General features: G+C 37.2%; 22 protein-coding genes. 13 read left to right on the plus strand and 9 right to left on the minus strand.

What is annotated here, in order from left to right; translation table 11 throughout:
* Nucleotides 1-7: 7 nt before the first annotated feature.
* From ACIPUA_RS12255 to ACIPUA_RS12270, 4 genes are all read left to right on the plus strand, one after another.
* Entirely contained in the window at nt 8-1447 is a 1440-nt protein-coding gene (locus ACIPUA_RS12255; RefSeq protein WP_042846304.1) for a purine-cytosine permease family protein, read from the plus strand.
* A 161-nt stretch (nt 1448-1608) separates the two neighbouring features.
* Nucleotides 1609-2364, plus strand: coding sequence for an electron transfer flavoprotein subunit beta/FixA family protein (locus ACIPUA_RS12260; RefSeq protein WP_048606121.1), 756 nt, complete (start codon nt 1609-1611; stop codon nt 2362-2364).
* A 15-nt stretch (nt 2365-2379) separates the two neighbouring features.
* Complete coding sequence (locus ACIPUA_RS12265) at nt 2380-3330, plus strand: electron transfer flavoprotein subunit alpha/FixB family protein (RefSeq protein WP_048606123.1); 951 nt, start codon at nt 2380-2382, stop codon at nt 3328-3330.
* A gap of 10 nt (nt 3331-3340) precedes the next feature.
* A complete protein-coding gene (locus ACIPUA_RS12270; RefSeq protein WP_048606125.1) occupies nt 3341-5023 on the plus strand; it encodes an electron transfer flavoprotein-ubiquinone oxidoreductase in 1683 nt (560 codons plus the stop codon).
* Between the two features lie 85 nt (nt 5024-5108).
* On the opposite strand, the gene ACIPUA_RS12275 is transcribed toward ACIPUA_RS12270, so the two are convergent.
* The gene (locus ACIPUA_RS12275) at nt 5109-5828 is read right to left on the minus strand and encodes a UTRA domain-containing protein (RefSeq protein WP_042846298.1); all 720 of its coding nucleotides are present in this window, start codon (nt 5826-5828) and stop codon (nt 5109-5111) included.
* 272 nt (nt 5829-6100) lie between these two features.
* Between ACIPUA_RS12275 and ACIPUA_RS12280 the strand changes: the two genes are divergently transcribed.
* The 9 genes from ACIPUA_RS12280 (at nt 6101) to ACIPUA_RS12320 (ending at nt 15937) form a co-directional block, all read left to right on the plus strand.
* Complete coding sequence (locus ACIPUA_RS12280; protein WP_449059712.1) at nt 6101-7354, plus strand: hypothetical protein; 1254 nt, start codon at nt 6101-6103, stop codon at nt 7352-7354.
* Nucleotides 7351-7959 carry a hypothetical protein gene (locus tag ACIPUA_RS12285; protein WP_449059713.1) on the plus strand — a complete coding sequence of 203 codons (609 nt, stop codon included), beginning with the start codon at nt 7351-7353 and terminating at the stop codon, nt 7957-7959. The genes ACIPUA_RS12280 and ACIPUA_RS12285 overlap by 4 nt, the downstream gene beginning before the upstream one ends.
* The gene (locus ACIPUA_RS12290; protein WP_449059714.1) at nt 7922-8482 is read left to right on the plus strand and encodes a hypothetical protein; all 561 of its coding nucleotides are present in this window, start codon (nt 7922-7924) and stop codon (nt 8480-8482) included. The genes ACIPUA_RS12285 and ACIPUA_RS12290 overlap by 38 nt, the downstream gene beginning before the upstream one ends.
* Before the next feature lie 588 nt (nt 8483-9070).
* Entirely contained in the window at nt 9071-9745 is a 675-nt protein-coding gene (locus ACIPUA_RS12295; protein WP_042846294.1) for a CsgG/HfaB family protein, read from the plus strand.
* 9 nt (nt 9746-9754) lie between these two features.
* On the plus strand, nt 9755-10108 hold the full coding sequence (locus ACIPUA_RS12300) for a DUF4810 domain-containing protein (RefSeq protein ID WP_173424815.1): 354 nt from the start codon (nt 9755-9757) through the stop codon (nt 10106-10108).
* Entirely contained in the window at nt 10105-10761 is a 657-nt protein-coding gene (locus ACIPUA_RS12305) for a DUF799 domain-containing protein (protein WP_042846292.1), read from the plus strand. Before ACIPUA_RS12300 ends, ACIPUA_RS12305 begins: the two co-directional genes overlap by 4 nt.
* A 543-nt stretch (nt 10762-11304) precedes the next feature.
* Nucleotides 11305-12708, plus strand: coding sequence for a tryptophanase (locus ACIPUA_RS12310; protein ID WP_042846291.1), 1404 nt, complete (start codon nt 11305-11307; stop codon nt 12706-12708).
* Nucleotides 12709-12771: 63 nt separating this feature from the next.
* Nucleotides 12772-14019 carry an aromatic amino acid transporter gene (locus ACIPUA_RS12315; protein ID WP_042846290.1) on the plus strand — a complete coding sequence of 416 codons (1248 nt, stop codon included), beginning with the start codon at nt 12772-12774 and terminating at the stop codon, nt 14017-14019.
* 370 nt (nt 14020-14389) lie between these two features.
* The gene (locus tag ACIPUA_RS12320; protein ID WP_129466444.1) at nt 14390-15937 is read left to right on the plus strand and encodes a methyl-accepting chemotaxis protein; all 1548 of its coding nucleotides are present in this window, start codon (nt 14390-14392) and stop codon (nt 15935-15937) included.
* A gap of 125 nt (nt 15938-16062) precedes the next feature.
* Here ACIPUA_RS12320 and ACIPUA_RS12325 read toward each other — a convergent pair whose 3' ends face one another.
* From ACIPUA_RS12325 to ACIPUA_RS12360, 8 genes are all read right to left on the minus strand, one after another.
* The gene (locus ACIPUA_RS12325; RefSeq protein ID WP_048606135.1) at nt 16063-16554 is read right to left on the minus strand and encodes a nucleoside deaminase; all 492 of its coding nucleotides are present in this window, start codon (nt 16552-16554) and stop codon (nt 16063-16065) included.
* A 382-nt stretch (nt 16555-16936) separates the two neighbouring features.
* Nucleotides 16937-17926, minus strand: a complete 990-nt coding sequence (locus ACIPUA_RS12330; RefSeq protein WP_181468764.1) for a hypothetical protein — start codon at nt 17924-17926, stop codon at nt 16937-16939.
* A gap of 34 nt (nt 17927-17960) precedes the next feature.
* Nucleotides 17961-18491, minus strand: coding sequence for a fimbrial protein (locus ACIPUA_RS12335; RefSeq protein ID WP_449059715.1), 531 nt, complete (start codon nt 18489-18491; stop codon nt 17961-17963).
* Between the two features lie 19 nt (nt 18492-18510).
* On the minus strand, nt 18511-19029 hold the full coding sequence (locus ACIPUA_RS12340) for a fimbrial protein (RefSeq protein ID WP_042846284.1): 519 nt from the start codon (nt 19027-19029) through the stop codon (nt 18511-18513).
* A gap of 8 nt (nt 19030-19037) precedes the next feature.
* Nucleotides 19038-19535, minus strand: a complete 498-nt coding sequence (locus ACIPUA_RS12345; RefSeq protein WP_042846282.1) for a fimbrial protein — start codon at nt 19533-19535, stop codon at nt 19038-19040.
* A 10-nt stretch (nt 19536-19545) separates the two neighbouring features.
* On the minus strand, nt 19546-20046 hold the full coding sequence (locus tag ACIPUA_RS12350) for a fimbrial protein (RefSeq protein WP_048606141.1): 501 nt from the start codon (nt 20044-20046) through the stop codon (nt 19546-19548).
* Between the two features lie 9 nt (nt 20047-20055).
* Nucleotides 20056-20514 (minus strand): fimbrial protein, encoded by a 459-nt coding sequence (locus ACIPUA_RS12355; protein ID WP_449059716.1) that lies wholly within the window; start codon nt 20512-20514, stop codon nt 20056-20058.
* A gap of 30 nt (nt 20515-20544) precedes the next feature.
* A partial coding sequence (locus tag ACIPUA_RS12360) for an IS1 family transposase (RefSeq protein WP_449059717.1) occupies nt 20545-20743 on the minus strand: 199 nt, incomplete at its 5' end.

A 20743-nucleotide genomic window follows, 5' to 3' on the forward strand; every position in this document is an offset into this window, starting at 1 on the left:
AGTTACCATGACAGTATCAAACGACATCGCGACAGGGCAAAAAAGTCGGCAGGAGAATGTACCACTAATCGAAGCTCGTTCCATCGATTACATTCCTGAGTCTGAACGCCATGGCACCTTATCGAGTCAATTTACACTTTGGTTCGGTTCTAATTTGCAGATAACAGCAATTGTAACCGGTGCATTAGCTGTAGTACTTGGTGGGGACGTGTTCTGGTCATTAATCGGCTTATTTATTGGCCAATTGCTAGGTGGTTCAGTAATGGCTTTGCATGCAGTGCAAGGGCCAAAGCTGGGGTTACCACAAATGATTTCTAGCCGTGTGCAGTTTGGGGTATACGGTGCCGTTATCCCTATTTTATTAGTATGCATGATGTATGTTGGGTTCTCTGCCAGTGGCACGGTATTAGCGGGGCAAGCGGTTGGTCAGCTTATGCATGTAAGTGACTGGATGGGGATTTTAATATTTGGTGCCGTGATTATTGGGATCACCATTTGTGGCTACCGAATTATTCATATTCTCGGAAAAGCAGCGAGCGTGATTGGAGTGATTACGTTCTTTTATCTATTTTTCCGTCTGTTTTATATGAATGATGTTTCGGTATTACTGGAAAATCGTCATTTTGATTGGACGCACTTTTTATTAGCCATGTCATTATCAGCATCTTGGCAAATTGCATTTGGCCCTTATGTTGCGGACTACTCGCGTTATTTACCGACAAAAACGCCAACAATTAAAGCATTTATGGCAGTAGGTGCAGGGACTGTTATTGGTACGCAAGCCTCTATGATTTTAGGTGTATTTGCGGCGGCCCTTGCGGGGAATAAATTTGCGGGTAATGAAGTTGCTTATATTGTGGGCTTAGGTAGTACAGGGTTAATTGCGGCGTTGTTATATATCAGTATTTTCTTTGGTAAGGTCACAATAACGGCTCTAAATGCTTACGGTAGTTTTATGTCGATGGCTGCGATTTGGTGTGGCTTCCGTGGTAAAAGCCAAATTTCTCGTGGGCAGCGGTTATTTTTCATTATTCTGATGGTGAGTTTTTCGACAGCTTTAGGGTTGGCAGGGCAACATTCTTTTCTAAAACTGTTCTCTTCTTTCTTATTATTTTTACTGGCATTTTTCACTCCTTGGAGTGCGATAAACCTAGTGGATTATTATTGGGTGACAAAAGGTCGCTACGATGTACCTGAACTTGCAAACCCTGATGGCCGTTATGGTCGCTGGAATAAAGTAGGGATCGTGACCTATGTTGTTGGGGTATTGATCCAATTACCTTTTATTTCAACAGGTTTCTATACCGGTCCTTTAGTTGAAAAACTGGGTGGTGTTGATATTTCATGGATTGTCGGTTTAGTTGCAACCAGTATTATTTATTATATCGCGATAAAAAAATGGCCAATGTCTGTTGCTGATAAATTGATATTACCTACAACAAAATAATGTGAAATACCCCTTATTTAATTATTAACAGATTTATTTAAAAGATAATTGAGCAAGCCAATAGTAGTGAATTTTTCACTGCTAGGGCTTCTCTCAACCTAAAAACGATTTTGAATCCTCTTTATATAAGCCAATCGTTGAAGAATTGGATAGGAGTTACGATGAAAATTTTAGTCGCAGTGAAGCGAGTGATTGACCATAACGTTAAAGTGAGAGTTAAAGCTGATGGCTCTGGGGTGGAATTGGCTAATGTCAAAATGGCAATTAACCCATTTGATGAAATTGCTGTAGAAGAAGCAGTACGTTTAAAAGAATCCGGCAAAGCGACTGAAGTGATCGCTGTTTCTGTGGGGGATATTAGTTACCAAGAAACGCTGCGTAGTGCGATGGCAATTGGTGCCGACCGCGCCATTTTAATTCAGCGACCCGCTGAGTTAGCGTTAGAGCCGTTGGATATTGCTCGCTTACTACAACAAATTGTCGATAAAGAACAAGCTGACCTGATTTTGTTAGGTAAACAGGCAATTGATGATGACTGTAACCAAACAGGTCAAATGTTATCGGCATTATTAGATTACCCACAAGCGACATTTGCTTCACAAATTAAAATCGACGGTGGAACACTGCAAGTGACACGGGAAATTGATGGGGGGTTAGAAACGTTAGAAATGCCATTGCCAGCAGTCGTGACAACAGACTTACGGTTAAATGAACCTCGCTATGCAACTTTACCTAATATTATGAAAGCAAAGAAAAAACCTCTAGATATCATTGATATTGCTGATATGAATTTTTCACCATTGGGGCAAGTTAAAACGCTCAAGGTCAGTGAGCCGAAAAAGCGTGTTGGGCAATGTACATTACTAAGTAGTGCAATCGCATTAGTCAGTGAACTGCAAGCGAAAGAAGTGATTTAACAGAGGGAAATGAATATGAGCCAAACATCAGTGTTAGTGATTGTCGAACATGATAATCAAACAATAAAATCATCAACTTATCATAATATTACCGCTGCTCATGAAATTCTTGCTGCTGGTGGTGAACTACACTTATTCGTTGCTGGGAGCCAGACAGCTTCAGTTGCTCAATTAGCTGCGAGCATCAAAGGTGTTAATAAAGTTCTAGAAATTCAATCTGATGAGCTTGAAGGGCAATTAGCTGAGCCAATCACCAGTGCGATTGTTGCGGTTGCTAAAGGCTATACACATTTGTTGTTTCCTGCGACAACATTTGGGAAAAATATTGCTCCGCGTGTCGCCGCAACACTAGGTGTTGCTCAAATTTCAGATATTACTCAAGTCATTGACTCACAAACATTCATTCGTCCTATTTATGCGGGGAATGCATTGGCAACAGTGCAGAATAATGGTCAACAAGTCGTGATCACCGTGCGAAGCTCTGCATTTTCTGGCGCAAAAGAAACGCAAAATAGCGCTCAAATTGAAAATGTTACCCTTGCACAACTCCCCCAGCGAGCACTATTAAAGAGCCAATCGTTAACGCAAGTAAGCCGTGCAGAATTGAGTTCCGCTAAAGTCGTGATTTCTGGTGGTCGCGGTTTAAGTTCTGGTGAGAATTTTGCTTTATTAGAAACCATTGCTGACAAACTGGGTGCCGCTGTAGGGGCTTCGCGCGCGGCAGTCGATGCCGGTTATGTTCCTAACGATTATCAGGTTGGGCAAACAGGGAAAATTGTGGCGCCCGATTTGTATATCGCAGTTGGAATTTCTGGCGCAATTCAACATGTTGCAGGTATGAAAGAAAGTAAAGTGATCGTCGCCATTAATAGCGATCCTGACGCGCCTATTTTCCAAGTGGCGGATTATGGCATTGTTGGCGATCTATTTGAGATCTTACCTGAATTTGATAAAGCATTGGCGTAAGAGAGGGCATATGGCTATCGACAACATTGAGAATATAAACGAGGCTCCCGAGCGGGAATCGATGGAGTTCGATGTCCTGATTGTCGGTGGTGGGCCTGCAGGGTTATCGGCAGCAATTCGTTTAAAACAGCTAGCCGCAGAAAAAGGGGCTGAGCTCTCCGTTTGTTTAATTGATAAAGGGGTAGAAATAGGGGCGCATATTTTATCAGGAGCCGTAATTGACCCTCGCGCTTTAGATGAATTACTACCAGATTGGCAGCAAAAGGTAACAGCCCCTTTAACTGCAGTAACCCAAGACCGTTTTTTATGGCTAAAAGAAAATAAATTCAATCAGTTACCGTTATCTTTATTACCAAGTAGTTTAAAAAATAATGGCAATTTAATTGGGAGTCTAGGTCTAATTAGCGCGGCTTTGGCGGTTGAAGCAGAGGCGTTAGGTGTAGATGTTTTCGCTGGGTTTGCGGCTACTGAGGTGCTATTTGATGACGCAGGAAGCGTGATTGGCGTGACGACAGGGGATATGGGATTAGATAAAGCTGGCTCGCCCACCGCGATGTACCAAGCTGGGATGAATTTAGTTGCTAAAATGACCTTTTTTGCCGAAGGGTGTCGGGGGCAACTAGGTAAACAATTAATTGAACGTTTTGATTTAGCTGCAAACAGCGGTAAGCAAACTTATGGGTTAGGGATCAAAGAAATTTGGCAGATCCCAAAAGAACAGCATCAGCCAGGGGTTGTGATCCATTCAGTAGGGTGGCCATTAGATAATCACACTTATGGAGGTGGTTTTGCTTACCATTACGGTGAAGACCTCGTGGCTGTTGGGTTAGTTGTTGGTCTGAATTATGAAAACCCATATTTATCTCCCTTTGAAGAGTTTCAGCGTTTAAAAACGCATCCTACTTTTAGTGGTTTTTTGTCTGGTGGTAAACGGATTAGCTACGGAGCAAGAAGCATGGTAGCAGGAGGCCTTGCTGCATTACCTGAGCTAAGTTTTCCTGGTGGTGCATTAATTGGTGATGATGCAGGCTTTTTAAATGCTGCACGCATAAAAGGAACTCATTGTGCAGTTAAAAGTGGGTCATTAGCAGCTGAGGCATTGTTTGGTTCTTTACATCATGAAACGGTAGATTATTCGCGATTTAAATCATTATTTCGCCAGCTATTTGAGGATAGTTGGCTATATCAAGAACTTTATCAAACACGCAATTTTAAGCCATATATGAAAAAAGGGTTAGTTATTGGCTCAATGTTATTTGGGGCTGAACAGCTACTGTTGAAGGGGAAAAGCCCTTGGACACTGAAGCTCAAGCAAGCTGATCATGAAAATATAAAAGAAGCGAGTAAATTTCAACCAATAATATATCCAAAACCGGATGGTGTGCTGACTTTTGATAAGGCTTCATCTGTATTTTTATCAAATACTAATCATGAAGAAGACCAGCCTTGCCATTTAAAATTGGCGGATATCACAGTGCCAATCCAAATTAATTTAGCTAAATATGCGGCTCCAGAAACGCGTTATTGCCCCGCAGGTGTATATGAAGTCTTGGGGGAAATTAACCAAGAAAAACTGCAAATTAATGCGCAAAACTGCCTACATTGTAAGGCTTGCGATATTAAAGACCCATTACAAAATATAACTTGGACTGCACCACAAGGGGGAGAGGGGCCAATTTACCAAGGAATGTAAGGGGGAAATTATTGTTTGTGATGTAGATGTGCTTGATGTTTTTCTATTTTTATCAGTCGTTTTGGGGCATTATTGCCCCATTTTTTTATAGATTATTATCAATACGGGTATGTAATTTTAATTTATAACGAGAGCCTGCAGAGGTCATGTTGACGTAGCTAATTAATGTATTGCCAGTCCAAGTGCGTCGACTGAGCTGTAAACAAGGGGAATTTTCTTTTACTGATAACGATTGTGCAATTGATTTTGTCGCAAGTGCCGCTTCAATGGTATGTTCCATTTCACTGACAGGAAAATGGCGTTGTAAATAGCCGCTTGGTGTTTCCGTATCGCCGTATTTTTGTTTTACAAATTCAGGTGCAATAGCATGGTTCACGTAGCGTTCTTCTAACATTAAAGGGATATCATTTTCAAAGTGGAGCACTTTACAATATCCGACTTCACTTCCTTCTGTAATACCAAGTTGTAATGCAATTTCTGCGGAAGCAAGGATGACTTTCAGTTGCAATTGGTGACCACTATATTTATTACCACTTACAGATATTTCATCAAAAATATCAAACGCCTTGGTAACAGGAAGCTCATGTTTTTGAGTTGCAACAAAAGTGCCCTTTCCTGCAATACGATTTAGGATACCTTTCTGACTTAATTCTGAAATAGCTTTATTTACCGTCATACGGCTTACATTGAACTGTGCACAGAGTTCAAGTTCGGTAGGGATTTGAGTTTCTGGCTTAAAAACCCCTAAATCAATACTGCGTAAAATGTAAGACTGAATTTGCTTGTATGCAGGTTGTGATGTCATCGCTTTTATTCAAAATTATTGTTAGAAGAAGGGAGAAAATGGCGCTCTTGCTACATTTTACCCACCAATTTTGTATTGAATGCAAGTTTATCAGTAATTATTGGCTTTACTAGTAGGAGTCGCCTATTTATAGGGGAAGGCCCCGAGTAATTGTTATTTACAGATGCTCGTCATTGTCTGAATTATTTTATTATAGTGTAAGTTTTTCTAGGGCAATATACCTTTATTTAATATCATAATGTTAAATTTACTATAACAAATAGGCATCATTTATGGGCGTTCAGTATTTTCAAACGACTTTAACACAGTGTGATTATAAAAATGTCACCCCGATAGGTATGGTGAGGTTGTTAGCATCAGATAAAGTGTTTTTTTTCAATCAAGATGACTTTAAAAACAGCCAAATATTTTTGGATAGGTTGAAAAAGGGTGATGTACTGATTATTTGTGCAGAACAGATGAATGATGGCAGTTATTGGGTAAACTGGGTATACCATGAAACCAAAGGACGCTTAGAGCCAGATAGAACGGTCGGTTTTACTCGTAAGCTTGGAATACAATTTTTAATTTCATTGTTTTTAATGGCACTAATACCTGCAGTGTATTACTGTTTTATTGAAGCTGATGATAATTTTTTAATGATAATACTTGTGGCAGTGTTAGGCTGCGCAGCTTTTACTGGTATTGTATTATTTGTGTTAGTGCTTGCAGAAATAAAACATATTTTAAGTTCGAAGCGTAAATTAATTTTGAAGGCACTGGATTTAGTCATTGATGAACAATATAAAACTAATGGCCAAGACCAGCAAATTGATATTTTAGGTATAAAAAAAACGAAAACTAAGCCTGCCAAATTACATAAAGCCACTAATATTGGCATAGAGCAAACCTCTTTATCTTCTACGCGTGGTAAAACCAATATTACTGCTAACCTCAGTGTCACCATTGCAGCAGGAGATACAGAACAAAAGCTTAATCAAATCAGCTTACAAATAAATAAAGAACATCTGGATGTCTTAGTGTCGGCGAATGAGCCACTCTTTAATAACCATAGTTTGTTTATCGCTCAAGGGGATGAGCTTGAGATTTATCATAAAAATCTCCAAGAGAACTCAAAAGAGCAAGTCGTCTTTGGCATCTACAATCATCAAGATGGTTTAGCATATAGCCTTATTGGTAAAGGTGCGCCCCAAGAACGAGGGTTTTATTACGGCTTATGGGGATTCACTGGTTTGATTCTTATTTTCTTAGTATTAATGGCTCTCGGACTATCTATTGCTGAAACTATGGAAAAAGGAGGGTACTGGGACTACTGGGATTGGATAAATCTTGTTGATACGGGTGGGTTATATATCAGTTTTGCAGTTTCAATTGTGTTGGGAATTAGTTTTCTTATCGGTTTGTGTGTGGCGGTCTATTTTAAAATATCTAAGCGCGGTAATGCGTATTATCAAGCTCAGTATTTATTGAAGCATTTACGTCGACAGCAAGGCAAAACTGATTATGTCACGGAGGTTCGGTCATGAATCCATTTCTCAGTAGGCATTTTATCTTATTAACGTTGGCTTTTGCGCTAAGTTTTATTTTTATTGTATTCGTATTTGTGCGTGATGGTACAGTTGATTGGCAGTGGGAAAAACATAATGAAAATGGGCCTGTTATCGCAAATTATGACTGGGCGACTACTTTTCCTGCTGAGAATGGCATGTTGATTATTGCTCAAAAAAGTAATAACCAAAGTTACTATTATTCGTTGTATAACAACTATACAAATTTTAGTGAGTATAGCTATCAAGTTTTGTTTGCAGATAACCAAGGTGTGCGTTTTATTACTCGTGCTGATGATAGTTTTTACAATGCAGTCTGTGAAAGAAAAGAGTGTTTAATTATTTTAAGAGATGGCTACCGAAAAATTAATTTAATTGATTTCTCAATCAGTGAGTTAATACCTTGGCAAGATAAATCTGGAGAGTTATTCTCTGCGTTGATCACGGGGAAAATCTACCAATCTAAAGGCCTACCTGCATATATTGTTGCGAGTAATGAGAATATCTTTATCAGCCAAGATAAAGGTATAACTTGGGAACACATTTATGAATGTGAGAAATTTAGCCAAGTCGTTATTTCCTGAGGAAATTGAAGGTAATTCAAATTTTTCCTATGCAACGTATCGAGATAAAGTGGTGATGTGGTACAGCTACGGTAATCAGATGGGGTCACTTGAGGTTATTATGGATATACCAACGAAACAGGTGGTTAGTAGTAAATGGTTACCTGTTCGCATCAATGAAGCAGCACAAAACCTTAATGGTGATATTTTTGTTATTGCTCAAGAGCCTTCTCGCCGGTTATTTTCTTTAATGCAATTTCATACCAATGGGACTTTCGAACTGATCGCCGAAAATGGTTATAATAATATGCATGAGCTAAAAGTTGGTCATAAAGGTGTCATTGTTTCAGAGTGGGTTAGGGGTTCTCAGCAATATCTAATGATGGATTTAACGACAAAAACGCTGCGTCATCGTCCGGAATTATCACTGTATAACAAAGTCTATAATGATAGCGACCAGTCTTTTATTGATATAGGCAGTATTTATTCAGATGAAAGCACCATAGAAAAAGGTGCATCTGTTTCTTATCAATCAGTACATTAATGCTATTGTAATATATTATTGATTATTAATAATATAGTTAATAAAAAAGGATAAGATTCCTCTTATCCTTTTTTGGTCATGATCTATTGCAAATTCATACAAAACCTACCAATAAAGTAATATATTGGGTTAAATTAAAAGAGCTATGATGTACGACAAGGAAATAAGCTAACGATATATAGAATGTGATTGTTTTTTATACTTTGGTTAGCTGCATGTTTATAATAATCTACTATTTGAGTGAAAAATAAACAACAGTGATTGGTTATATTATTACCTACCATTTGGCTATATAAATGGTAGATAATTCAGTTGGATGTTTTTATTGGGATAGAATAATAGTGATGATATGAAATATTACATCATTAAAGATTACTGATTAAATAATTTATGTTACCTCCATTTTTTAATCAAACAGTTGATTTCATCTAATAAACCTGAGTTACTTTATGAATATTATCAATTGGATGAAATAGAAATAAAGATAAAATCACTGAATAGGTGATATTGACTAGACCCTGTTTTATATTTGATGCAAAATAAAGCTGCAATAATTAATTCTAATTAAATTTTAATTGAGACAGCTAAATGAATATATCTAAAATCAGCATCGCATCTATTTTTATTGCTAGTGCATTATTAAGTGGTTGTGCAAAGGAATCTTCCCGTTCTTTAGCAGTAGAGAAAGTTGCGACTTATAATACTAATTACTCGGGTCCTAAAAGCCCAATATCAATTGGCAAATTTGATAACCGTTCGAGTTATATGAATGGCATTTTTTCAGATGGCGTTGACCGCTTAGGTAATCAGTCAAAAACAATTTTAATGACGCATCTTCAGCAAACTGGGCGCTTTAATGTATTAGACCGGGCTAATATGCAAGAGTTAAAAGAAGAAGCTGGAATTAAAGGCCAGTCCCAGCAATTAAAAGGCGCAACATATGTTATTACCGGTGATGTCACTGAATTTGGTCGAAAAGAAGTCGGTGATAGACAGCTATTTGGTATTTTAGGCCGTGGTAAATCACAAGTCGCATATGCAAAAGTTAATTTAAATGTTGTGAATGTCCAAACTTCCGAGGTGGTATTCTCAGCTCAGGGAGCAGGCGAGTATGAATTATCAAATAGGGAAATTGTCGGTTTTGGTGGAACTGCAAGTTATGACTCTACGCTAAACGGTAAGGTGCTAGATTTAGCAATAAGGGAAGCTGTGAATGATCTCGTAGTTGGTATTGAAAGTGGTGCATGGCAGCCAGCTAAATAAGGGAATATGATGAAATTTAAATTACTTCTTATTTTTGCTGGAGCCATTTTATTAAATGGTTGTGCTAACGAGCCAAAACCATTATATAACTGGGATGGTTATCAAACTACAATTTATCAATATTACCAGCAAACAGATACTGGCCCTCAAGAACAAATTCAAGCATTGAAAAAAAACCTTGAAATGAGTAAGGCAAACGGTCTTGCTACCCCTCCGGGGTTACACGCCCATTTAGGGTTATTGTATTCCACAACCGGAGCCATCGACCTTGCAATGCAAGAGTTCAACGCTGAAAAAGAATTATATCCAGAATCTGCGGCGTATATGGATTTTCTAATGAAAAATAAAGGGAAAGCAAAATGAGGCGTTTATTCATACTCAGCGGGCTGGTGATGGCTTGGTTATTAACTGGTTGTGCACAGCCAACAAAAGTTGATTATACTGCGTTTAATCAAAGTAAGCCAAAAAGCATTTTAGTGTTATTACCTCAGAATAGCTCTCCAGAAGTACAGGCTAGTCATGGTTTATTATCACAAACAGCCCTGCCTTTAGCGGAGGCTGGCTACTATGTTTTTCCTGTAGCGGTAGTGGAAGAAACATTTAAGCAAAATGGTTTAATAAATGCAGGGGATATCCAATCTGTTCCGCCCGCCAAAACCCGAGAAATTTTCGGTAATGATGCTGTGTTATATCTTAATATAACAGAGTACGGTACTAGCTATCAGGTTATTTCCAGTGATACACGTGTCACAGCGGATGCAAAACTTGTTGATGCGAGGACAGGGGCATTATTATGGAGCGGTTCGGCATCTGCATCGAGTGCTGAAAATAACTCTTCTTCCAATGGCATTATTGGTGTTTTAGTTTCGGCGGTTGTTAATCAAATTGTTGATACCATGACAGATAAAAGTTACACAATTGCAGGTATAACAAGTGCAAGGTTATTATCTGCAGGTACGCCTAATGGTATATTATATGGGCCTAGATCTCCTAAATATGGGAAAGATGCTCAGTAATTGTTAATTATTTGAATCATGGGTAAAGTATTCTAATCATACTTTACCCATTTTATTTTTGTTAAGCGTTATTTAAATAAAGCCAAATTACTCTTTATAATTATTAAATTACAGATATGAATAATAATTATTTTTTGTTTTTTTTATGTTTTAATATTTACAATCTTATAAAAAATAACGAATAAAATTAAATGTGTGACTTGAGTCAATTTGTCTTAGTATTATCTAATGATTATGTGATATAGGTATAATTATATGACAATCTCTATTACTTTATATTTTTAACTGTTATATATATGATGCTGTTGGTTGTACTAATTCCTTTTTGATAGGAGTCATAGTATGTTTTCGTTAAGCAAGTCTCTCATATCAAGGCATTTCTTCTATATGAAGAAATGGTTCAATATTGATATTTCTTTAGCCTTCTTTTTCCCAAATAAATAACCTTTTTTGTTTTTCTAAACTAAAAGTTTCGTTATAGCTTATTTTTTATAAGTACGATCCTTTGTATTTATTATTTAATGAAAAATTAAAGGTATTATCATGGCTAAAAGAATTGTAGAACCATTCCGTATTAAAATGGTAGAAAATATCCGTATTCCAAGTAGAGAAGAGCGTGAAGCTGCGTTAAAAGAAGCTGGATACAATCCATTCTTGCTACCAAGCAGTGCTGTGTATATTGATTTATTGACCGACTCAGGTACTAATGCCATGAGTGATCATCAATGGGCAGCAATGATCACTGGTGATGAAGCCTATGCAGGATCTCGTAACTATTATGATTTAAAAGATAAAGTTAAAGAGATGTTCGATTATGACTATGTGATCCCTGCTCACCAAGGTCGTGGTGCTGAAAACATGTTATTTCCTGTATTATTGAAAGTAAAACAGGAACAAGGTGGTGCTAAAAAACCTGTCTTTATTTCTAATTTCCACTTTGATACTACCGCTGCTCATGTTGAATTAAATGGCTGTAAAGCAGTTAATATTGTTACAGAAAAAGCTTATGACTCAGATACCTATGATGACTGGAAAGGTAACTTTGATATTCAAAAATTAAAGGATAACATTGCACAACATGGCGCTGAAAATGTTGTGGCGATTGTATCTACTATTACTTGTAATAGTGCCGGCGGCCAGCCAGTATCAATGGCTAACTTAAAAGAAGTCTATGAAATAGCAAAACAACATAATATCTTTGTTGTTATGGATTCAGCGCGTTTCTGTGAAAATGCGTATTTTATAAAAGAACGTGATCCTAAATATAAAAATTCAACAATTAAAGAAATTATTCTGGATATGTACAAATATGCTGATGCATTAACTATGTCAGCTAAGAAAGACCCATTATTGAATATTGGTGGATTAGTTTGTATTAAGAATGATGAAAAGATATTTACGTTAGCTAGACAGCGCTGTGTACCAATGGAAGGGTTTGTTACTTATGGCGGTCTTGCTGGTCGTGATATGGCTGCCATGGTTCAAGGCCTTGAAGAAGGGGCTGGGGAAGAATATTTACACTATCGTATCGGTCAAGTTAAATATTTAGGAGACCGTTTACGTGAGGGAGGGATTTCAATTCAATACCCTACTGGTGGTCATGCGGTATTTGTGGATTGTAAGAAACTAGTACCGCATATTCCTGGCGACCAGTTCCCAGCACAAGCGGTTATTAATGCATTATATTTAGAATCTGGTGTTCGTGCGGTTGAAATAGGCTCATTCTTATTAGGGCGCGATCCCGAAACAGGCAAACAAAAACATGCAGATATGGAGTTTATGCGGTTAACTATTGCAAGACGCGTTTATACCAACGACCACATGGATTACATTGCAGATGCTCTGATTGGGTTAAAAGACAAATTTGCTACTTTGAAAGGGCTTGATTTTGAATATGAACCTCCAGTATTAAGGCACTTTACTGCAAGATTAAAACCAATCAAATAATAGGTCGCTCTTATGGTTCCCGTGCAATGCGGGAACCTTATCCTTATTCTTAAGGTGAACACCATGAATAATTTGGCAGCCAAAAAAGAACCCTCCATATTGGTAGGGGGTTTTGTGCTAGGCGGTGCAATGATAGGGGCAGGGATGTTTAGCTTGCCAACTATTATGGCAGGAGCTTGGTTTATTAACTCTGTAGTTGTTTTATTAATCGTTTGTTTCTTCATGTTTCATTCAGGAATTTATATTTTAGAATGTATATCTAAGTATGGGGCGGGAACGAATTATTTTTTTATTTCTAAAGAATTATTACCAAAGTGGGCATGCTATATTGCTAATATAGCACTAATATTTGTTCTTTATATATTAATTTACGCCTATATATCAGCAGCAGGGTCAGTCATAAAAGAGGCTGCGGCTATTTATGGCTATAATGTTAATTTAAGATTAATATTTATTGTATTTACATTGATATTAGGAGCAAGTATTTGGTGGAGTGGGGTAGGAGCAAGCCGGTTAACATCTTTATTTTTATTTATTAAAATAGTTTTATTTATTTTGGCTTTCTCAGGGTTATTTTTCATTGTAAAAACAGATTTGTTATTAACATCACCAGTTGAAGGTGGAAACACATCACTATTGCCCTTTATCTTTATTATTATTCCATATGCAATTACTTCTTTTGGTTATCATGGCAATGTATGCAGCTTATATAAATTGTATCATGAAAATGAAAGGAAAGTGGTTAAAAGCTGTGTGATTGGGTGTGTATTAGCCCTTGTTCTTTATTTCTTATGGATATTAGGAACAATGGGGAATTTACCAAGAACAGAATTTTTAACAATTATTAATAAAGGTGGTAATTTAGATGCGTTTATTGAGTCGCTTTATGCGGTCCTCAATAGTAAGAATATTGCGACATTCTTACTATGGTTTTCAATAAGTGCAGTATTTTGTTCATTTTTAGGTGTTGCTATTGGGTTGTTTGATTATATTCTTGCTTCATTAAACTTTAAAGATAACCCATCAGGTAGAATGAAATCCGCCTTATTATGCTTCTTGCCACCACTTGTTCTTTGCATGTTATTCCCAAATGGTTTTCTCATTGCAATTGCATATGCAGGTATGGCCGCATGTATCTGGGCGATTATTTGCCCGGCAGTTATGGCATTAAAAGTAAGAGAGCGTTTCCCTGATTCTAGATTCAAAGTATGGGGCGGAAAAGGGCTAATCTATGCCGTTATCGCCTTTGGAGTCGTTGGCATTATTTGCCAATTGTTAGCGCAGTTTAATTTGTTACCGATATACCGTTAATTTTTCAAAATACAAGTTGTAGAATAACTGCAAAGGTACAGTGAGGGTTTGCTGTGCCTTTTTTATAACTGTATGTAATTTTAATATTATTCACTAACTCTTTTTATGCAAAAATAAATAATTTCTTATATCAGTTTGTTTTTTCAATGATTGTATTATTTTGAGACTTGTATCAAGTTTCTGGAATTAAATTCCAATATCGATATTCGATAATTCTCATAACCAAATAGTAACCCCTTTGAATTATAAGTGTTTTTACTTATTATCAGCCTGATTCTGTGATTATCTACTTCAGTTAACCCTAAAATTATTCTCTTTATCGCCGATAAAGTTAAATATCGTCATTTTATCTCACCGAAAGAGAAATTCCATGCAGAAACTTCGCGATTACTCAATTCGTACTGCGGTCTTCGTATTATTAAGTATTTTATGCCTGATTTTGGGGGGGACAAATGTTTACAGTGGTTGGTCACTATCACGTATTGCAGATGGAAATGATATCGATAGACAATTAGTCCAGCAAATGACAGTACTTAGTCAGGGAAACGATCAATATTTTCGATTTGTCACACGACTGACTCGGGTAATGGAAAGTAAAAGTGAAGGAAAAACAGTAGATTATGCCCCTGTAAAAGAGGCTCTGTCGAATATGGAAAAATATTTAGAACAGATGAAGTCTATCTCTCCAGGACCAATGGACCCTGAAATATCAGAGCAGGTAATTTATAGTTGGCAGGCGCTATTCGATGATGGGGTAACACCTCAACTTATGCTAAGCATGGACAATGATCCGAATAAATATTTAGCCCATGCTCACAACATTACTCCTGCTTTGAGCCGCGCTTTTGGTGCTTCAATTCAAAAGTTTAATCAGACGGCTGATGCATTGATTAGTCATACTCGGCAACATGTTGATAATGTGATGGATATTACGCGTATCGTCATGATTATTACGGCAATACTAGGAATATTGATGCTCATTTTTACGGATCGCTATATGGCGACTATGATGCAAAAGCCATTAGGGGTGTTGAGACAGCACTTTATTGAAATTGCAAAAGGGAATTTAAGCCAGCCAGTGCTACCGTTTGGTAACAACTGTGTGGGGAGATTATTTCCGATCCTTGAAGAAATGAGAAAAGATCTGCATGAATCAGTAGGCTCGATCAGGCAAGGAAGTGAGAATATTTATCTGGGGGCGAGTGAGATTTCTAATGGTAATAATGACCTTTCATCGCGTACTGAAGAACAAGCGGCTGCCTTAGAAGAAACCGCTGCGAGTATGGAACAAATCACCGCCGCAGTTCAGTTGAATATGGAAAATACACTTCACGCAAACCATTTAGCTAGCGAAGCTTCTGTGGTTGCGAATAAAGGCAATGAAATTGTTTACTCTGTCGTTACAACGATGAGTGAAATTTCACAAAGTTCACAAAAAATCTCAGATATCATCAGCATGATGAATGACATTAGTTTTCAAACAAATATCTTAGCTTTGAATGCATCTATTGAAGCGGCTCGTGCTGGTGTGCATGGTCGAGGTTTTATGGTGGTTGCGGCTGAAGTTCGTAAATTGGCAAGTCACAGTGCAGATGCCGCTATGGAGATTGAAAAGTTAATTGCTAGTTCAGGTGCTTGTGTGGAAAAAGGAACGGGGCTAGTTAATGAGATGGGAAAAACGATGGAAAGTATCCTGCGAGGTATTAACGAGGTCACTGCTATTATGAAGCAAATTACGGTAGCTTCAGAGGAGCAAAGTAAAGGGATTGCACAAGTCGGTGTCGCTATTACGCAGATGGATAGCGTTACCCAGCAAAATGCGTCTTTAGTTGAACAAGTTGCTACGGCAGCTAATTCATTAAGCCAGCAAACCCAAGAGCTACAGCAGTCTGTGCAACAGTTTAATTTATCCGCATAGTAAGGTGAGATTGCGCCATTTTGTAGAGAATAAAAAGCCCTCACTGCATTACAATGAGGGCTCACAAAAGCACAGTATTTAGGAGCTAAGGTTATTATTATAAGTCAGCAGTAGGCCTAATATTATTAGCTTCGTTTAAAATATTGTTTATAAATCGTAGTCGCGTGTTCTTTTAAAATACCTTTAACTACAGTGGGCTTAAATGGGCTTTTTGCGAATATTTCATCACTGCCGAGCATGATATTAAAGCCCGCAATTTCAGCTAATTCATCATGTGAAAGGCTATAAACCATTCGTCCTAATTGGCTCCAAACCATTGCTCCCGAACACATGCAGCAAGGTTCACAGCTAGTATAAAGAGTATACTCTGACAAGTCTGTAATTTTATGCTCTGAACAAAACTTTCGTATAAGACCTATTTCTGCATGATAGGTGGGGTCGCTCTCGGTATGAATATGGTTTTCTCCTATCATCACAATTTGGTTAGCTTTCACTAATATTGCCCCAAAAGGTTCATTGCCTTTTTTAGCAGCATCAGTTGCAACAGCTAAAGTTCTCGTCATAAATTGAATATCCAATTCGTGCTGTTGAACTTCTTTTTTCGAATTAATGACCATATTTATATTCCTTTATCGAGCTAGTTTATTTCATTCTATTTACATATTAACATGTTAATGCTATTTATATTTGTCGTTTCTTGATTTAAAATTATCTTAATGAAATTATAATAATTTAAAAGTCCATTTTTGATGGCTCCTTTATAGACAAATACTGATTTAAATTTTTGATATACTAAAAAACTATTGATGAATCAGTAGTGTATGCTAATAAGCTAATCTTATTAGCACAATAGCTCATGAGATTATTAATAAAAATCATTTAGTCTAAGGTGATTGGGGTGTTTACACATTAATTAATGTTTTATGCTCACCTATTATTGAAAAAAGATTAAGACTAACTGTTATTTTTTAAAGTTACATGAATTCAAAAACTTTTTATTTATAGAGCCTCCAATATTAAAACCCCCGTTGCATTGCTGACTCCAGCAGACGAAGCAGATCCCATTAGAGTCGCACTTACTGGAATCGATTTACTCGTTAAGTTATCTAATTGGATCCCCATTCCATTAGCTTGAACTTGTGTACCATTCAATGATACTTGGGCAGAAACTCCATTACCAAAATTAAGACGACCGTTTGTTACATTACTTCCCGTCAACTTAAGTTTGTAATTTTTTGCACTACCCGAGGTACACGAAATCATTAAATTTACATTTTGAGTGAGGCCAGTAACATTAAAGTTTGTTGATGAGTAATTTAAATTTAAGTTTTGACTATTTAAGCTACACACTGCAGAATCTTCTAATTCTGGAGGAGTTATATCATTTGGCCCTCCTTTTGTGCATGTTGATTCAAAATCTGTCGAATAAATATCAGAAACACCTGTTGTAGATAACTGGTTTTGAAAGAGAATGCCTCTATTGCATAGCGGATATTTACTTAAATGTTTCCACACAGCTGCACCTTGTGAAGTCATAAAGTTATGTTTCACAGTATACGTATTTCCCAAATATCGACTTAGACATTTTTGATAACTAGCATTATCATTTGGTGTACAGATTAAACCCGGTACTGTTTCAGTCCATTCAATCCTCAGACCATATCCACCTCCTACCCAGTCAAATTTACCTTGACGAGAAATAGTGGTTGAATTATTTGTCGCATTAATTCTATTATTAATCGCTTGGTTTAAAGTACCCTGGGTAAGGCGTATCGTTATTTCAATTTCACCATCTAAAACAATATCATTATTATCTCTACAGTTTGCATGTGGATTGCTTGGGCCAATACAATTTGAAAGTGTGTAATGAAGCCATTTTGTTGATATTTGTTTAGGGTAAATAAATGAACTGCCTGCAGGCAATTCGGTAAGTTCTTCCGATAAGCATTGCCCTGAAAATAAAAAAAACAGAAATAATAGTCTATTCATTATTGCTTTCCATATTTATCTTTATAAAAAAATTTTATTCATATTCTAGTGTAAAAGTAGTTGTAGCTACGAAATCACCCAGAATAATATTTTTTTCTTGTAGTGCTTTAGGCTCACCTTGAATATATGCTTTAAAATTCAAATTATTACCATTACCAGAATGCAATCCTTGAATGTGACCTTTCATTTTGTTCAGTTTTATTGGCGTACCATTAGCTGATTCTAATCCCACAGCAATACCTTTTGCGTGACTTACATTATTTAAAGCTAATAATCCAGGTAAAGTTGTGCTTTCATTACCTGTAAAGGTAACTTGAACTTCTTTTCCTAATACCAAATCACAATTAATTAAGCGAATAGTAAAAGGCTGACTATGCGTACGTGTATTGAGATATAGATATTCATCAATTACAGTCCCAAAATCGAGTTCAATATTTTCATCCCCTGGGTATACTTCGCAGGCATCCTCTACCAGCGTGCCATCAAAAAGTACGTCATCTGCAAATATTGGGAATGATATACTTAATATTACCCAAGGAAGCCAGCGGCCTAGTTGTATTTTCATCTCTTAGTCCATGGTGTATTTATTGAAATGCAATCGCTAATGTACCTTGTGCTGTAAAATCATCTCCCACTAAATCAACGCCAGTTCGCTTAATCGGAACTGCAGATAGTACTGGTAAATGCCCTGTATCAATAGCAAATGCCTTATTTAACTCCAGCGGTACACCATCTTTTTGTATTTGGATGCCTAGCTTGTTTACATTCAGTAAGCTAGAAGTACGCAATGTTGCATTATCAAATCCTGAACCTGCTAAAGTTGCATTAAAAGATAAAGTGATATCCCAAGGTTGATTTAAATCTCCTTGGCAATTAAGTTGATAAGGAATATTTTGCTTAAATAAATGCCCATCAACTTTTCGCACTCCCACCTTCCCAAAAGAAACTCTGATCGGGTCTTCATGTCCTAGCTGACAGACTGGCGGAATAATCAATGTCCCATCAAATAGCCAATTAGCTTGTGAGTTCCATGAGACAATAGTGAGGAGTATTACTCCTAGCCCGTTACGTAAGAAGCAAATTTTTTGTAATAATGTTCCCATTATGTCCCTCATTGATAATCTACTTTCAGGGTTGCTAACGCAGTAAATGCACCTCCATCCGTATTACTGTAGCTCGCAGTTAGATTTTTTATGGGGGCCACTTTAATTGTAGGTAATGCAGTATAATTCACGTTTATAGTCTCATTAATTGCTTGGCGTACATCATTTAGATAAAATGCTATACCCAGTTTAGAGTGACTAGTTTTGAGCGCTCCATTGCTATTAAAACTAGTTACATCACCTTGAATCGTAAGTTTAATTGCATTCTTCGCCAGCTGTGTGCATGTCAATTTAAATACCAATGTCTGCTGGTAGTTAATTCCATCGATACGCGTTAATAAAATATCGTTAAAATGCACAGCCTGCTGTTGTCCATTATTTAAAATACATTCTGGAGGTGTTACTATTAGGTTTCCGGATAAATTAGCTCCGATACCGAATGCCATACCAGAATTAATCAGAATAACGAAAGTTAAAATTGACTTTAAGCACCGATTTAATTTCATAAAGATTTCCTCAGCGGTAATCAACAACCATCGTTAATACACCATTAAATTCACCACCGTCAGTGAGTACTGTTCCTGTTGGTTTTACTGGGACGGCATACAATGCGGGCATGCTCCCACCATAGGTGAAGTTCAATGATGTTCCATTATTCAAGCGAGTATTATCTTGATAAATAGCTATTCCTAAATTACTTCGATTAGTGCGCACTACATTTTGGCCATTTAACGTGATGGCATTCCACGTTAAGGTCATTTTTAGCGCGTTGTTGTATACCTGTGTGCAATTTAATGCATACATAATTGGCGTGCGTTTATAACTGCTATTATTAATCAATGTTTCATGTACATCGCCAAATTGTACATCGGTTGTTGAGCCTCCATTAACTGTACATTCTGGCGGTGTGACAACTAACGTACCATTAAAATTCACCGTAAACGCGGCTGATGCTGGAAATGACACTATATTGAATGTGATAAACATGTAGAACCAGCTGTGGATTTTTGCCCTCATTTTTTCATCCTATTGATAATTTAAGGTCATGGTCATGGCACCAGAAAATGCCCCCGCGTCTGATAACATAGTGCCTGTCGGTTTGACTGGTACGGCATACAATGCGGGATGAGCGCCAAGTAGGTTGAAATTTAGGCTGTCTCCATTACTTAATCGAGTTGCATCTTGGTATATTGCTATTCCTAAATTAGTGCGATTGGTTTGAATAGCTGATAACCCATTGAAAGTCACCGCACTCCAAGAAAGTGACATTTTCAAAGCATTTGTTGCAACACTAGTACACGCTAACCTATAGTCAATTGGAGTACGTTTATAGCTGACGCCATCTATTAACCCCTGTTGAACTTGCCCAAATGAAACCGTTATTTCATCACCATTACTGATGGTGCACTGGGGTGGCGTAATAATTGTTAGTTTTAAATTTAAATTTGCAGTATCTGCCTGTGTTTGATTAAGTACTCCTGACAATATTCGGTCGTGTATTCAATATAGAGATCATCACAATAGGTAATACTCCCGCTCTATGAATGTGCCGATGATTTTATCATGCATTTCAGGCGACTTCGAATAACCTAACGTCTTACGGTTAAGACGCTTTAAGCGATTTCTTAAATTCAAATTCTCTCTTTCTATTCGTTGGGTATAAAACTTACTTGCTACGTGTTTTTGTTTAGGTAATATCTCATAAGCACTGAAC

The sequence above is a fragment of the Providencia sp. AGC89 genome (genome assembly GCF_053543535.1).

What these genes read in the sequence shown, in the direction of transcription:
- ACIPUA_RS12255 (WP_042846304.1), top strand. Translation starts at nt 8, where the DNA reads ATGACAGTATCAAACGACATCGCGACAGGGCAAAAAAGTCGGCAGGAG.
- ACIPUA_RS12260 (WP_048606121.1), top strand. Translation starts at nt 1,609, where the DNA reads ATGAAAATTTTAGTCGCAGTGAAGCGAGTGATTGACCATAACGTTAAA.
- ACIPUA_RS12265 (WP_048606123.1), top strand. Translation starts at nt 2,380, where the DNA reads ATGAGCCAAACATCAGTGTTAGTGATTGTCGAACATGATAATCAAACA.
- ACIPUA_RS12270 (WP_048606125.1), top strand. Translation starts at nt 3,341, where the DNA reads ATGGCTATCGACAACATTGAGAATATAAACGAGGCTCCCGAGCGGGAA.
- ACIPUA_RS12275 (WP_042846298.1), bottom strand. Translation starts at nt 5,828, where the DNA reads ATGACATCACAACCTGCATACAAGCAAATTCAGTCTTACATTTTACGC.
- ACIPUA_RS12280 (WP_449059712.1), top strand. Translation starts at nt 6,101, where the DNA reads ATGGGCGTTCAGTATTTTCAAACGACTTTAACACAGTGTGATTATAAA.
- ACIPUA_RS12285 (WP_449059713.1), top strand. Translation starts at nt 7,351, where the DNA reads ATGAATCCATTTCTCAGTAGGCATTTTATCTTATTAACGTTGGCTTTT.
- ACIPUA_RS12290 (WP_449059714.1), top strand. Translation starts at nt 7,922, where the DNA reads ATGAATGTGAGAAATTTAGCCAAGTCGTTATTTCCTGAGGAAATTGAA.
- ACIPUA_RS12295 (WP_042846294.1), top strand. Translation starts at nt 9,071, where the DNA reads ATGAATATATCTAAAATCAGCATCGCATCTATTTTTATTGCTAGTGCA.
- ACIPUA_RS12300 (WP_173424815.1), top strand. Translation starts at nt 9,755, where the DNA reads ATGAAATTTAAATTACTTCTTATTTTTGCTGGAGCCATTTTATTAAAT.
- ACIPUA_RS12305 (WP_042846292.1), top strand. Translation starts at nt 10,105, where the DNA reads ATGAGGCGTTTATTCATACTCAGCGGGCTGGTGATGGCTTGGTTATTA.
- ACIPUA_RS12310 (WP_042846291.1), top strand. Translation starts at nt 11,305, where the DNA reads ATGGCTAAAAGAATTGTAGAACCATTCCGTATTAAAATGGTAGAAAAT.
- ACIPUA_RS12315 (WP_042846290.1), top strand. Translation starts at nt 12,772, where the DNA reads ATGAATAATTTGGCAGCCAAAAAAGAACCCTCCATATTGGTAGGGGGT.
- ACIPUA_RS12320 (WP_129466444.1), top strand. Translation starts at nt 14,390, where the DNA reads ATGCAGAAACTTCGCGATTACTCAATTCGTACTGCGGTCTTCGTATTA.
- ACIPUA_RS12325 (WP_048606135.1), bottom strand. Translation starts at nt 16,554, where the DNA reads ATGGTCATTAATTCGAAAAAAGAAGTTCAACAGCACGAATTGGATATT.
- ACIPUA_RS12330 (WP_181468764.1), bottom strand. Translation starts at nt 17,926, where the DNA reads ATGAATAGACTATTATTTCTGTTTTTTTTATTTTCAGGGCAATGCTTA.
- ACIPUA_RS12335 (WP_449059715.1), bottom strand. Translation starts at nt 18,491, where the DNA reads ATGAAAATACAACTAGGCCGCTGGCTTCCTTGGGTAATATTAAGTATA.
- ACIPUA_RS12340 (WP_042846284.1), bottom strand. Translation starts at nt 19,029, where the DNA reads ATGGGAACATTATTACAAAAAATTTGCTTCTTACGTAACGGGCTAGGA.
- ACIPUA_RS12345 (WP_042846282.1), bottom strand. Translation starts at nt 19,535, where the DNA reads ATGAAATTAAATCGGTGCTTAAAGTCAATTTTAACTTTCGTTATTCTG.
- ACIPUA_RS12350 (WP_048606141.1), bottom strand. Translation starts at nt 20,046, where the DNA reads ATGAGGGCAAAAATCCACAGCTGGTTCTACATGTTTATCACATTCAAT.